Annotated in this window: 11 protein-coding genes and 1 pseudogene; 7 read left to right on the top strand and 5 right to left on the bottom strand. The window is 69.9% G+C overall.

Going from position 1 to position 13,234, the window contains the following annotated elements; translation table 11 throughout:
• Positions 1–108: 108 nt before the first annotated feature.
• Positions 109–576 carry an SRPBCC family protein gene (locus MSPGM_RS20565; protein WP_004447069.1) on the bottom strand — a complete coding sequence of 156 codons (468 nt, stop codon included), beginning with the start codon at positions 574–576 and terminating at the stop codon, positions 109–111.
• Between the two features lie 19 nt (positions 577–595).
• A complete protein-coding gene (locus MSPGM_RS20570; RefSeq protein WP_004447070.1) occupies positions 596–1,018 on the bottom strand; it encodes a VOC family protein in 423 nt (140 codons plus the stop codon).
• Positions 1,019–1,303: 285 nt separating this feature from the next.
• Here MSPGM_RS20570 and MSPGM_RS20575 point away from each other — a divergent pair, with 285 nt between their 5' ends.
• From MSPGM_RS20575 to MSPGM_RS20590, 4 genes are all read left to right on the top strand, one after another.
• On the top strand, positions 1,304–2,110 hold the full coding sequence (locus tag MSPGM_RS20575) for an SDR family NAD(P)-dependent oxidoreductase (RefSeq protein ID WP_004447071.1): 807 nt from the start codon (positions 1,304–1,306) through the stop codon (positions 2,108–2,110).
• A 3-nt stretch (positions 2,111–2,113) separates the two neighbouring features.
• Entirely contained in the window at positions 2,114–3,496 is a 1,383-nt protein-coding gene (locus MSPGM_RS20580) for a dihydrolipoyl dehydrogenase (RefSeq protein ID WP_004447072.1), read from the top strand.
• Between the two features lie 223 nt (positions 3,497–3,719).
• Positions 3,720–6,347, top strand: coding sequence for a histidine kinase dimerization/phosphoacceptor domain -containing protein (locus MSPGM_RS20585; protein WP_004447074.1), 2,628 nt, complete (start codon positions 3,720–3,722; stop codon positions 6,345–6,347).
• A gap of 7 nt (positions 6,348–6,354) precedes the next feature.
• A complete protein-coding gene (locus MSPGM_RS20590) occupies positions 6,355–6,912 on the top strand; it encodes a biliverdin-producing heme oxygenase (protein ID WP_004447075.1) in 558 nt (185 codons plus the stop codon).
• A gap of 63 nt (positions 6,913–6,975) precedes the next feature.
• Here MSPGM_RS20590 and MSPGM_RS20595 read toward each other — a convergent pair whose 3' ends face one another.
• Both MSPGM_RS20595 and MSPGM_RS20600 read right to left on the bottom strand, forming a co-directional pair.
• Positions 6,976–8,139 carry a lysylphosphatidylglycerol synthase domain-containing protein gene (locus MSPGM_RS20595; RefSeq protein ID WP_043766518.1) on the bottom strand — a complete coding sequence of 388 codons (1,164 nt, stop codon included), beginning with the start codon at positions 8,137–8,139 and terminating at the stop codon, positions 6,976–6,978.
• Complete coding sequence (locus MSPGM_RS20600) at positions 8,132–8,614, bottom strand: hypothetical protein (RefSeq protein WP_015857383.1); 483 nt, start codon at positions 8,612–8,614, stop codon at positions 8,132–8,134. The genes MSPGM_RS20595 and MSPGM_RS20600 overlap by 8 nt, the downstream gene beginning before the upstream one ends.
• 255 nt (positions 8,615–8,869) lie before the next feature.
• Between MSPGM_RS20600 and MSPGM_RS20605 the strand changes: the two genes are divergently transcribed.
• From MSPGM_RS20605 to MSPGM_RS20615, 3 genes are all read left to right on the top strand, one after another.
• The gene (locus MSPGM_RS20605) at positions 8,870–10,216 is read left to right on the top strand and encodes a capsule polysaccharide transporter (RefSeq protein WP_003605985.1); all 1,347 of its coding nucleotides are present in this window, start codon (positions 8,870–8,872) and stop codon (positions 10,214–10,216) included.
• 154 nt (positions 10,217–10,370) lie between these two features.
• On the top strand, positions 10,371–10,655 hold the full coding sequence (locus MSPGM_RS20610) for a hypothetical protein (protein WP_003605983.1): 285 nt from the start codon (positions 10,371–10,373) through the stop codon (positions 10,653–10,655).
• Between the two features lie 191 nt (positions 10,656–10,846).
• Complete coding sequence (locus tag MSPGM_RS20615) at positions 10,847–11,827, top strand: phosphatase PAP2 family protein (protein ID WP_003605982.1); 981 nt, start codon at positions 10,847–10,849, stop codon at positions 11,825–11,827.
• Positions 11,828–11,859: 32 nt separating this feature from the next.
• On the opposite strand, the pseudogene MSPGM_RS20620 reads toward MSPGM_RS20615, so the two are convergent.
• Positions 11,860–13,232 (bottom strand): annotated as a pseudogene (locus tag MSPGM_RS20620) (sigma-54-dependent transcriptional regulator).
• Positions 13,233–13,234: the final 2 nt, after the last annotated feature.

Consider the following 13,234-nt stretch of genomic DNA (forward strand, 5'->3'; position numbering starts at 1 on the left):
GCGCCCCGATGTCATATTCCGCGCCGATTTCGGTTCGCGGCGCGTGTTCTCCGTCGAGCTCCCTTCAACCCTGGGTTTGGGAGGCTGGAGATCGTCGCCCCCGCGTCCTCAGAGGCCGCGGGCCAGCTCGGTCAACTGGTCGGCGCAGATGCCCCAGCCCTGTTCGAACCCCATCGCCTCGTGCGCTTGGCGGTCCTCCAGCGTCCAGTGGCGGGCGCGCGCCGTGTAGCGGGTGCCGCCGGCCTCGTCGGCGAAGGTGAGGATCACTGTCAGGAACGGTTTTTCGGACGGCACCCAGGCCGAGCGGTAGGCATCGGTGACGACGAGGCAGGTATCCGGCACAACCTCCAGATAGACGCCCCGGTTGGGCAGATCCTGCCCGTCGGGACTGCGCATCACGATGAGATTCGACCCACCCGGCCGCAGGTCGAGTTCGACGACCGGCGTCGTGTAGGGTTTCGGGGCGAACCAGCGCTTCACCAGCTCCGGCTCGGTCCAGGCGCGCCAGAGCGCCCGGCGGGGTGCCGGGATCAGGCGGGTGAGGACGAGGTCGCGGGGATCGTCGGCGTCGCTCATGCTGTGTCTCTCCGATCTCTCAGGCCGGGCGCTTGGCTTGGTTCATCGCCCAGATCACGCCGAACGGGTCGCGGAGCTGCCCGTAGACGTCGCCCCAGAACATTTCCTGGTAGGGCGTCACCACCTCGGCACCGGCCGCGACCGCCCGGTTCCACCACGCGGCGATGTCCTCGACCGGCAGGAGCAGGCTGAAGGATTGCGGCGCCTGGAGCGGGTGGCCGTATTCGGGAAAGGCATCGGAGAGCATCACCGAAGTCCCGTTGACGACGAGGTGGACGTGCATGGTCCGCCCCTTCTCGTCCGCGGGCACGGAGGCGACGATCTCGGCGCCGAAGGCGTTCCGGTAGAATTCGGCCGCCCGCAGGGCACCGTCGAGGGTGAGATAAGCGACCACGCCGCCCTTCGGGGGCACAGCGGGTGACGTCGCCTCAGTCTCGCTCATCGCCGCTCTCCCTATGCGCGTCTCGGATGTCGGAGTGCGGAGGGTGCCGTGCGTCGCCGAGTCGCGCAAAGACTTTTTGAAGACCCGCTTTCCAGGGTCGCCGCGTCGTCGGGTGCGGCCCCGGCCGCGTTGTCGTCTCCTCCGCGCGAGCGGTCGGATCGCCGCAGTCCGGGGCCCGGCTGGAACGATCCCCGACGCCCTCCGTTGGCCCGCGGTTTTAGCAAATGGTCACCGCGCCGAGGTCGCACGGTCGAACCGGACGCCGCCAGGGAAGAGGATCGATTCATGGATCTCGGCATCAGCGGTCGCGTCGCGGTCATCACCGGCGGCGATTCCGGTATGGGCTACGCGAGTGCGGAATATCTGCTGCGCGAAGGCGTCAAAGTCGTCCTCTCCGACCTGAAGGAGAAGGAACTGGAGGAGGCGGCCGCGCGGCTCGCGGCGCTCGGCCCGGTCAAGTTCTGCCAGGCCGACCTCTCGTCGGATGCGGGGGCACGCAAGTTGCGCGACTTCGCCGACCAGGCCTTCGGTGAGACACCCACCATCCTCGTCAACGCCGCCGGCGTTACCGGCGCCACCGGCGACTTCCTGGAGATCGATGACGAGGGCTGGATGTCGACGATCCAGGCCGACCTGATGGCGGCGGTGCGGATGGCGCGCGCCTTCATCCCCGGGATGCGGACCCAGAAATGGGGGCGGATCGTGTTCTTCACCTCCGAGGACGCGGTGCAGCCCTATGTCGAGGAACTGCCCTACTGCGCCGCCAAGGCCGGCCTGATGAACCTGACCAAGGGCCTCTCCAAGGCCTACGGGCCGGATGGGGTGCTGGTGAACTCGGTGGCGCCCGCCTTCGTCGCCTCGCCCATGACCGATGCGATGATGGAGAAGCGCGCCGGGGAACTCGGCGTCTCCTTCGACGAGGCGATCGAGAGCTTCCTCGAAGAGAAGCGCCCCGGCATCGTCGTCAAGCGCCGCGGCCGGGTCGAGGAGGTCGCGTCGGCGGTGGCCTTCCTGTGCTCGGAGCAGGCGAGCTTCATCACCGGCGAGAACCTGCGCGTCGATGGCGGTGCCGTCCTGACCATGGCGTCCTGAGCGATGCGGGACCTCTCCTGCGACGTCGCGGTGATCGGGGCCGGCACCGCCGGCATCGCCGCCCACCGCGCCGCCCTCGATGCGGGCGTCCGCTCCGTGCTGATCGAGCAGGGCCCCGGCGGCACGACCTGCGCCCGCGTCGGCTGCATGCCCTCGAAGCTGCTGATCACCGCGGCCGAGGCGGCGCAGGAGGCCCGCGCGGCGCACCGGCTCGGCATCCGCATCGGCGAAGTGCGGGTCGATGGCCCGGCGGTGCTCGCCCGGATGCGGCGCCTGCGCGACCGCTTCGTGGAATCCGTCTTCGAGGGGGTCGACACCTTCCCCGACGAGACGCGCCTCACAGGGCGGGCCGTGTTCGAGGGGCCGGATGCCTTGCGCATCGACGACCACACCCGCCTGCGTTTCAAGGCGGCGGTGCTGGCGACCGGCTCCAGCCCGAGCGTGCCCGAGCCGTTGAAGGGGCTGGGCGACCGGGTTCTCACCACCGACACTGTGTTCGAGATCGAGGATCTGCCAGCCTCGCTCGCCGTGCTCGGCGCCGGCCCGGTCGGGCTGGAACTCGCCCAGGCCATGGCCCGGCTCGGTGTGGCGACCAGCGTGTTCGATCCCGGCGACAGTCTCGGCGGCTTGCGCGATCCCGATCTGAAGCGGGCCGCCCGCGAGATCTTTTCGGAGGCCTTCGATCTGCATCTCGGCGCGAAGGTCGAGAGCGGTGAGATCGCGGGCGAGGGCGCGCGACTCGGCTGGGACGGAGCCGGGGGCAAGGGAGACAAGACGTTCGATCGGGTGCTCGCCGCCGCGGGCCGTCCGCCGAACGTTTCGGGAATCGGCCTAGAGCACACCGGTGCGACCCTCAACGACAAGGGCGGCCCGGTCCACGATCCCCGCTCGCTGCTCTGCGAGGGCGCGCAGATCCTGATCGCGGGCGACGCCAACGCCGACCGCCCGGTTCTGCACGAGGCGAGCCGTCAGGGCCGCATCGCCGGGCGCAACGCCGCGCGGCTCGCCCGCGGCGAGGGGGCCGAGCGGCCGGAGCGCTGGGTCGCACTCACCATGGTGTTCAGCGATCCGCAAATCGCCGTGATCGGCGGCGGCTTCGACCCGCAAGCGGATCACCGCGTCGGCCGCGCCGATTTCTGCGACCAGGGCCGGGCTCGGGTGATGGACCGGGCGCAGGGCGGCGTCCGCCTCTACGCGGAGGCCGACGGGCGCCTTGCCGCCGCCGAGCTGATCGGCCCGGAGTCGGAGCATCTCGGTCATCTCCTGGCCTATGCGGTGCAGGACGGGCTGGACGTGCGGCGTTTGCGCGACCGCCCGTTCTATCATCCGACTCTGGAAGAGGGCCTCGACACGGCGCTTTCGAATCTCGGCGATCACCTCAAGTAACCATCGCGCGCCGGGGCTGCCATCTTGCCTTCATCGAGACGCGAGGTCGTCGCTTTGCCGCCGCTACGTCCGGCTACCCACTGTGTCGCGGAGGACTGTATGTTATCAGACAAAGTTCGGTCTTCTCAGGCACTTGGTCCGACTTTCGGGGGGACCGAAATGCGTGGCGAAGGCAGACCCGGCATTGCTTAACCGGGGCGTGGCAGGCATACCGGCTGCCGTAATGGTCGATCCGTCGCAGATGCATGCCGTGGGGCCGAACGGTGGTCCGGTCGACCTTCCGGTCGATCTCGATGCCTTGACCGCCGAGCAGCGGGATGAATTCGGCGTGGGCATTCTTGCCCTCGACGCCGCCGGAATCGTGCTCGCCTGCAATCGGGCCGCGGGCGCGCTGTGCGGCCTGCCGCCCAATACGATGATCGGGCGGAGTTTCTTTCGCGAACTCGTGCCGAGTGCCAACGTGCCGAGCTTCTACGGCCGCTTTCTCAGCGGCCAGCGCCGGAGCGTGGCCGATCAGGCCTTCGAGTTCGTGTTCGGCCGCATCCCGGCCCCCCTGCGGGCGCGAATCGGCCTGCGGTCCGGGGCGAACGGGCACATCTGGCTGACGATCACCCCCCTGGAGCAGATCGCCGCCGGCCCCTCGCGCGAGGCCGTCCTCGCGGCGATCGCCCAGCGCAGCCGGGCCGAGCCGGTCGATCCGAGCCTGTGCGAGCGTGAGCCGATCCACATTCCCGGCTCGATCCAGCCGAACGCGGTGATGCTCGCCGCGGACGCCGCGAGCCTCGAGATCCTGGCCTTCAGCGCCAACGCCGCCGACGTGCTGGCGCCCGATCTCTTCCCGCCCAACGGCCTCAACCTGGAGGCGGTGCTGCCGGGCGCGATCGTCTCCGCGATCCGCGACGGGCTCGCCGCCCACACCCTGACCGACGGGCGGCTCCTGCGCCGCTCGCTCACGCTTCCGCCGCGGGGGGAGCGCTTCCACCTCGTGGCCCATGCCCATCTCGGCCGGGTGATCGTCGAGCTGGAACTGGCGCCGGAGCGCCCCGAGGACTTCCTCGCCGCGAGCCCGCTCGACGCCGAACTCGCCATGATGCGGCTGCGCGCCGCCGAGTCCCTGACCGAGGCGGCGCAGATCGCCGCCCTCGAAATCCGCGCCATGACCGGTTTCGAATCGGTGCTGGTCTACCGGTTCGACACGGATTGGAACGGCGAAGCCATTGCCGAGGACATGGTGCCGGACTGGCAGCGCCCGCTGATCGGCCTGCGCTTTCCCGCCTCCGACATCCCGGCCCAGGCCCGCGCCCTCTACACCAAGGCCAAGAGCCGCTTCGTGATCGACCGCGACTGCGTGCCCGTGCCGCTGGTGGCCGACCGCGCCGCGGGCAACGCGCCGATCGACCTCACCTTCGCGCAGAACCGCACGCTCTCGCCGATCCACCTCGAATACCAGCGCAATCTCGGCGTCGACGGTTCGATGTCGATCTCGATCATGGTCGAGAACCGGCTCTGGGGCCTGATGATCGGCCATCACCGTCGGCCGCACTACGTCGCGCCGGAGACCCGCGCCGCGGCCACCGTGCTCACCGACGCCTTCGCTATGCGGGTGCAGGAGATCGAGGGCAAGGCGCTGTGGGGCGAGCGGCAGCGCCATCTCGACGTGCAGGGCCGGCTGGTGCGCGGGCTCACCCGTTCCGACGACTTCGTCACCTCCCTGACCCAGGGCGATCCGACTCTGCTCGACCTGTTCGGCGCCACGGGCGCGGGCATCGTCTCGGACGAGGCCGTCTGCCTCGTCGGCGTCACGCCGGAGGCGGCGAAGGTGCGGGCGCTCGCCGATTGGCTGCGGGAGAGCCTGCCGCCCGACGAGACCACCTTCGTCACCGACACGCTGGTGCTGCATCACGCGCCGGCCGCGGATTTCACGGAGATCGCCAGCGGGCTGCTCGCGGCCTTCGTCGGCACCTCGCGCCAGCATCTGCTGTTCTGGGTCAAGCCGGAAGTGCCGAGCACGGTGACCTGGGGCGGCGATCCGCGCAAACCCGTCCTGCCCGGCAGCGGCCCGGTGGCGGTGCTGCCGCGGCGCTCGTTCGAGCGCTGGATCGAGGAGCGCCGTGGCCATTCCACGCCCTGGGCGACGTGGAAGGTGGCGCTCGCCGCGCAGCTCGCCGACGCCGTGGACGGCGTGGTGCTGCGCCAGCGCCGCAAGATCGACGAGCTGACGGGGCTGCTCGCCGACAAGGAGCGCCTGCTGGAGCAGAAGGATCTGCTCACCCGCGAGATCGACCACCGGGTGAAGAACTCGCTGCAGATCGTAACGGCCTTCCTACACATGCAGCGCCGGCAGATCGCCGACCCGGAGGCGCGCCAAGCCTTCTCCGAGACCTCGGCCCGCGTCATGAGCGTCGCGCGGGTGCATGACAGCCTGTACCAGGGCGAGAGCATGGAGCAGGTCGATCTCGGCCAGACCATCCAGACCCTGTGCAGCGACCTCGCCGGCATGGCCGGCGACGAGCACAGCGTCGAGCTGACCGCCGAGCCCGGCCTGATGGTGCCCTATCGGCACGCGGTGGCGCTCTCGCTGATCACCACCGAACTCGTCACCAACGCATTCAAATATGCCGGCAAGCCCGAGAAGGGGGCGCGGATCAGCGTCTCCGTGGCCGGCGGCGAAGGGGCGGCCGTCCGCCTCAGGATCTGCGATGACGGCGAGGGCATGCCGACGGGCTGGGAGAACGCCAAGGCGCGGGGCACCGGGCTCGGCATGAAGCTGATCCGCGCCATGCTCGACCAGATCGGCGCCCGCCTCGACGTCGAGAACGCCGACGGTGCCTGCTTCACCGTTCACGCCTGAGCCCCACTTGATCGACAGCCTGCACGCCCGCCTGCGGGACGCCACGCAAGCGGCGCATGAGGCGCTGGAGCGCGACCTCGATTGGGAGGCGCGCGTGGCGACGCTGCCCGGCTATCGGGCCCTGCTGGTCCGCCTGCGCGGCTTCCACGCCGCCTACGAGCCGGCGATTGCGGCCGCGCTCGCGGACGCAGCCTTCTTCGATCCGCGCCGACGGCTCCCGGCGCTCGATGCGGATCTGCACGCCCTCGATCGCGCGGCACCCGATACCGTACCGGCACCCGCCGCGCCCCGCCTCGACGGGGCGGGCGCGGCTCTGGGTGCGCTCTACGTTCTGGAAGGCTCGACGCTGGGTGGCGCCGTCATCGGCCGCCACGTCGCCCGCCTGCACGGGGAGGGCGTGCCGCTGGCCTATTATGCCGGCCGCGGCCGCGCGACCGGGCCGCTCTGGCGGGAATTCCGCAAGCGGCTGGACGGGCTGCCGGAGGCGGAGGCCGCCGCCGCCTTCGCTGCCGGCATCGCGACGTTCGAGGCGATGCGTGGGTGGCTGACGATGAGCGAGGGCTGAATCGCCCGCTTCCAGGGGTCTGCCCTGGACCCGCGAAAGGACCTGTCCTTTCGAAACCCGGATTCAGCGTGGCGGCAGCACCTGCGCCCGCTTGGCTTCCAGGGTCTGCCAGACGATCAGCGAGGGCAGGCCCAGCGCCACGTCGGGGACGCGCTTGGCGAGCGACAGAGCGATGGCGGTGCCCGCATCGAGCCCGAACAGGGCGCCCACCACGACGAAGCCGCCCTCCTGCACGCCGAGCCCGCTCGGGACGGCGAAGGCCGCCGACTTGATCGCCTGCGAGAGCGATTCCAGCACCAACACCTCGGTCAGGCTCACCTCGACCCCGATGCAGGCGAGCACGATCCAGATCTCGGCCGCGCCAAGCCCCCAGGCCACGGCGTGCAGGGCGACCGATTGAGCGATCGGCCCGCGGCGCTCGCGGGCCCAGACCACATCGAGGGCCTCCTGCACGGAGAGGATGCCTGCCGCGCTTGCCTCCGGTTTCGCCCCCTCCGGGGCCGCCGAGCGCAGGAAGCGGCGCCCGAGGGCGGCGAGGCGCCGCTCCAGCCCCCGCGCCGCGCCGAGCGTCTGCAGGGCGAAGAAGGCGGTGACTGCCGCCACCGCCACCACGGCGGCCTGCGTCGTCCACCATGCGAGCACGGCGGCGGCCTCCCCCGGCAGCCGCCAGAGCAGGCCGGCGCCGAGCCCGGTGAAGGCCACCTGCGTCGCGACCTGGATCAGCATGTCGGCCAGCAGCGAGGCGGCCGCGAGGCTGCCCGCGACGCCCCAGAAGGTCAGCAGGCGCCCGCCCACCACCTCACCGCCCACCGAGGCGACCGGCAGGAGCACGTTCACGCCCTCCCGCACGAAGCGCAGGATCACGAAGGCGCCGGTCTCGACAGGGGGCTCGGCGGCGGCCTTCGCGGGATGGGCGTGACGTCCCGACGGCGGGATGCCGCGCAGCACCCGCGCCCAGGCGAGCCCGCACAGCAACACGATGACGGCCCGCACCCCGACGATGGCAGCCAGTCCCGCCGGACCGATCCGCCCGAAGGCCGCACCGATCGCCGCAAGGTCGTTGGTGGCGACGAGCCAGACGCCCAGCCCCAGCCCAACCAGGGTGCCGACGAGGGGCAGCCGGCGCAGCAGCCCGCGCAGGAGACGCCCCGGTCGCGCCTGTTCGGCGGGTAGGTCCGAGGAGGGATCTACCCGCTGATCCCCACGGCGAGCGGGTGCCTCAACCATTGCCCGCTCCATCGGCCGGGGCTGCCGGGCCCGTCTCGGACGCTGTGAACGCCACGACGGGTGCGGCCGGCGACGGCACCACCGCGGCGAGGGTGAGGGCCGCGGGGCCGATGGCATCGAGCGCCGGATCGACGAGGATGACGCGGCGGCGCGCCAGGGATTCCGGTGTGGCCAGCGTCAGCATCCGCTTGGGGCAGGGCCCGAGACAGCCCGTCTCCAGCACCCGGACCTTGCCGGCGCCCTTGCCGGCGGCGGCGTCGCGCGCGCCCGGCCGGAACGCCCGCTTGACGGCACGGCCGAGCTGCTTGCGGTCCACGCCCTGGCGCTTGGCGCATTTGCGGCAGACCAGCACGAGGTCCGTGAAGCCCGCGTTGGCCGTCTTCACCTTGGTCGTCTCGACCCGGGCCGATTCAACCCGGTCCGATTCGACCTCGTCCTCTCGGGCCGCCCCGCCCGGATCCTGCCGCCGTCCCACATGTCCCCCCGTCCGGCCCTTCGATTCGGGCCGCACTCCGTTTCGGGGGCGGTATCGCAGTCCCCCGGCCCGGGGCGCAATCCCGGCGGATCGCCGCGCCTTAAAAAGGGCCGAAAAGAACGTGACCTGAACCACCAGACAGGATGCCGCCCCGAGCTTGCCGAAGCGTCTGGTCCGAGCGTATCGCGCGTGGCCAGGCGCGAGGCCCCTCGTGCGGGCGTGCTCCGGCCGCGGATCCGTGAGGACCCCCATTCGATGAGTTCCGACGACGAGGTCAAGCAGGCGACGCGGGTCCGGCCGAGCCCGAGCGTTCAATCGCTCATGGATCTTGCCCGGCGCTCCGTGCCGGACCTGCGGCGCAACGCCGAGACGATCGAGCCGGTCTCCCCGGGCAAGGGCCGCTTCCCCGGTCGGGCGCTGGTTGAGCGGGCACGCCGCGGCCTCGAATGGACCCGGCTGCCCGGTCTGCGGCCGCGGCAGGCGCGTCCGCCCGAGCGGATGGCCAAGCGACTGTTCCGCAGCTACTGCCTGTTCGCGCTGGCGCCGACCGCGGTGGTCGGCCTCTACGTCTTCGCGATCGCCAGTCCGCAATATATCGTCGTGTCGCAGTTCGCCGTGCGCGGCAACGTCGAGCCGATGGCCAGCGCCGAACTCGGCCTGCACAGCGACCTGATCCAGAAGCACAACAGCCAGGACAGCTTCATCCTGCGCGACTACATCGGCAGCCGGCCGATGGTGGAGGCCGTCGATGCCAAGCTCGGCCTCGAACGGATGTTCTCGCAGGACGGGATCGATTTCTGGGCCGGCTACGGCGCGGGTCAGCCGATCGAGAAGCTGGTGCGCTACTGGCGCCGGCAGGTGATCCCGCACATCGATGCGATTTCCGGCGTGATCCACCTGAAGGTGCGCGCGTTCAAGCCCGAGGACGCGGTCGCGATCTCGGAAGAGGTGATTGCCCGCTCCGAGACCTTGATCAACAGCATCTCGCGCCGCGCCCAGAGCGACATGATCGCCAACGCGAAGAAGGAGGTCGAGCAGTCGTTCGAGCGGCTCAAGCAGGCGCGGGTCGCGATGCAGGAGTTCCGCAACCGCTGGGGCATCATCGATCCGGTGAAGTCGGCCGAGGCGGCCGTGACCACGATCGAGCTCCTGCGCAAGGACAAGATCAAGGCGGAGAACGACCTGCGCGTGCTGCGCGACTCCAAGCTCGACGAGAAGAGCCGCGGCATCCAAGTGCTCGTGGCCACCCTCGGCGCGCTGGACGGGCAGATCAAGGATCTGCAGGGCCGCCTCACCACCGACGGCATCGTCTCGAATTCCGAGCACAACCTCACCCAGGCCCTGCTCGAATACGAGGGCCTGATGGTCGAGCAGACGGTGGCGGAGAAGCTCAACGCCTCGATGCAGATGATCCTCGACCGCGCCCGGGTCGCGGCGGCCAAGCAGCAGATCTATCTGGCCACCTTCGTGCCGCCCCTGCTGCCGACCTATTCGGAATACCCGGCCCCCTTCTACGCCCTGTTCGCGGCCCTGTTCTGCTTCACCGTCCTGTGGAGTTCGGTCTCGCTCGTGACCGCAGCGGTCAACGACAACCGGCTCTAGGGCCGTATCCGACCCCATTGCATCAGGCCGGCGTCTCCAGGCCTTTGATTGAACGCGCATTCTTTCGACGGACCGGCTTCCCCTCCGTCGGAATGCACTCTAAGCGGCGCCGGACAAACGACTTTTAGCGAACGGCTTTCATCGAACGGTTTCCATGGCGGATTTCACCGATCTCATCGCGCGCGCCGTCAGTCCGTCCATGAGTCGGGAGGAGCGCGATCAGGTCTACACCGTGGTTCGCCAAGCGGTGCAGCGGCTCCAGGACCGCGAGGGCCTGGCCGGTGACGATCCTCGCATCCTGCTCCAGCGCCACCTGATCGAGGAGACGATCCGCGACGTCGAGTTCGACATCGTCCGCTTCCTCACCCTGCGCAAGATCGAGCAGGCGCGCGCGGCGCAGAACGCCGAGTACGAGGCGCAGTTCACCGAGAAGCCGTGAGGGGGCCGGTTGCTCGCCGGCAGTCGCGCGCAAGACGGCAAGCCACGTCTCCCGCGTGTCACACACGGACACGGCGAAGCGGCCATCCCGATGAGGGGCGGCCTTCGGAAACGCCATAAACGGGCAGGTTGTCTTCATTTGATGGAAACAGCTCATGCGGGAAGCTTCGGCCTCCTGCGAGCGAGCGTTCCATGCCTTTCCTGCGCACCTTTCCGACCAGGGCGGCGGATGCCGCCGGCCCGTCACCATCGACCTACGGCCTACTGCTCCTGTCGGTTGCAGCTGCCATGTGCGTTCAGAGTCTGACGGACGTCTGGCTTCACACCTCCGTTGTGCAGTGGCTTGCTCCGCTCTCGATGCTGGCTGGAGCTGTCTACTTCAACACCCGCCCGATCTCTCGCCGTCGCTTCGGCGCAGGACTCGCCCTGCTGGCCGTATTGATCATACAGCTACCCACGACCAGCGCTCTCGCCTACGGCGTTCAAGCCTTCGGCCTGCCGCTGCGCGACGACTGGTTCATCGGAATTGATCGCGCCTTCGGCTTCGATTGGCTGACGTTCCAGACCTCCATGGTCGAGCGACGGGCTTTGATGGAGATCCTGAGTCGAGCCTACGAGACATTCTTTCTGCAACTCGGCCTTACGCCCGTCCTTCTCGCAGCTCTGGGCGAAGTGCGTCGCTCCGATCGTTTCGTATCGTCCTTCATCCTCTGCGTGACGATGACGACAATCATCAGCGCCGTGTTGCCGGCAGAGGGCGCGGCAGGCCTCCTCGGGCCGGACGAGGCGCATCTGCTCTTCCAGGGCGCGACGCCGCTCGTGGATCTGCATGCGTTGCGTGACGGCACGATGCGCGCCCTGCCACTGAACGAAGTCGGGCCGCTGATCTCCTTTCCGTCACTTCACTGCGCTGTGGCCTACCTTGTGACGGCTGCGATCTGGCCGTTGCAGCGCTTGCGCTGGGTCGTGCTCCTCTTGAACGCCGTGATGACGGTTTCGGCCGTGACACATGGTGCTCACTATGCCTGCGACTGCGTCGCGGGCTTGCTCGTCGCTGCGATTTCGTTCCACCTCGCCGGGCAACTGGGGCCTTGGAGCGAGAGAATGTTCGCGCGGATGCGCGGTGTGGCGGTGCTGCCGGCCGCCACTGCTCCGACCGTGCTGACTCCGTAGAATCGGCCCGGCGTCTTTCGACGCCGCCGAGCTCAGCCATAGGCCGCCATGGCCCGGACGCCGCCGGGCTCGGCCACCTTCACGCCCGCCTCGACATACTCGTTGAGCTTGTTGCGCAGCGTCCGGATCGAGATGCCGAGGATGCGCGCCGCGTGGGTGCGGTTGCCGAGGCAATGGTCGAGAGTGTCGAGGATCAGGTCGCGCTCGACATCCGCCACGGTGCGTCCGACCAGCCCGCGGGTCGCGGCCTCCGCCGCGCTCGCCGCCCGCTCGACCGGGCCGGAGGCCGCCGTCGGCGCTGCGAGCGATTCGCCCTCCGGGCTCAGGATCGCCTCCGGACCGATCTCGGCCCCCTGCGCCAGGAGCACCGCGCGGTGGATCGTGTTCTCCAACTCGCGCACGTTGCCGGGCCAGGGGTTGCGGGCGACCAGAGCCTGCGCCTCGCGGGCCAGCGGACGCAGCGGCAGCCCGTTCAGCTCCGCGTATTTGCGGGCGAAATGGGCGGTGAGTTCGAGGATGTCGGCCAGCCGCTCGCGCAAGGCGGGCAGGCGCAGATGCACGACGTTGAGGCGGTAGTACAGATCCTCGCGGAACGTGCCCTTCTTCACCTCGTCGGCGAGGTTGCGGTTGGAGGTGGCGAGCACGCGGATATCGACCTTGACGGGGGCCGCGCCCCCGACCCGGTCGATCACCCGCTCCTGCAGCGCGCGCAGCAGCTTGGATTGCAGCCGCACGTCCATCTCGGAGATTTCGTCGAGGAGCAGCGTGCCGCCATTGGCCTCCTCGAACCGGCCGATGCGCCGGGCGACCGCGCCGGTGAAGGCGCCCTTCTCGTGGCCGAACAGCTCGGATTCGAGCAGGGCCTCGGGGATCGCCGCGCAGTTGACCGAGACGAACGGGCGGCCCGCCCGGTTCGACTTGGCGTGGACGTGACGGGCCAGCACCTCCTTGCCGGTGCCGCTCTCGCCGGTGATGAGCACGGAGGCTTCCGAGCGGGCGACCTGCTCGGCGAGCCGCACCACGCGCTCCATGGACGGATCGCGCCAGATGAAGCTGCGGGCGTCCGCTGCCACGGCCTCCAGGACCGCTGCGATCAGTTCGGGATCGGGGGGAGGGGGATGTACTCCTTGGCGCCCGCCTGGATCGCCGCCACCGCGGCGCGGGCGTCGGAGGCGATGCCGCAGGCCACCACCGGCGTGCGGATGCGCTCGTCGGATAGGGCCTGCACCAGCCGGCGGATGTCGAGGCCGACATCGACCATGACGAGGTCGCCGCCCTTGGCGCGCAGGGTCGCGAGCCCCTGGTCGATCCCGTCGGCATGGGTGACCGAGGCGCCCCGGTTCATGGCGATCTTCGAGGCGGTGACGAGTTCGCTCGAGAGCCGTCCGACGATGAGCAGCCGCATGG

The sequence above is a fragment of the Methylorubrum sp. GM97 genome, assembly GCF_024347855.1.
GTDB lineage: Bacteria > Pseudomonadota > Alphaproteobacteria > Rhizobiales > Beijerinckiaceae > Methylobacterium > Methylobacterium extorquens.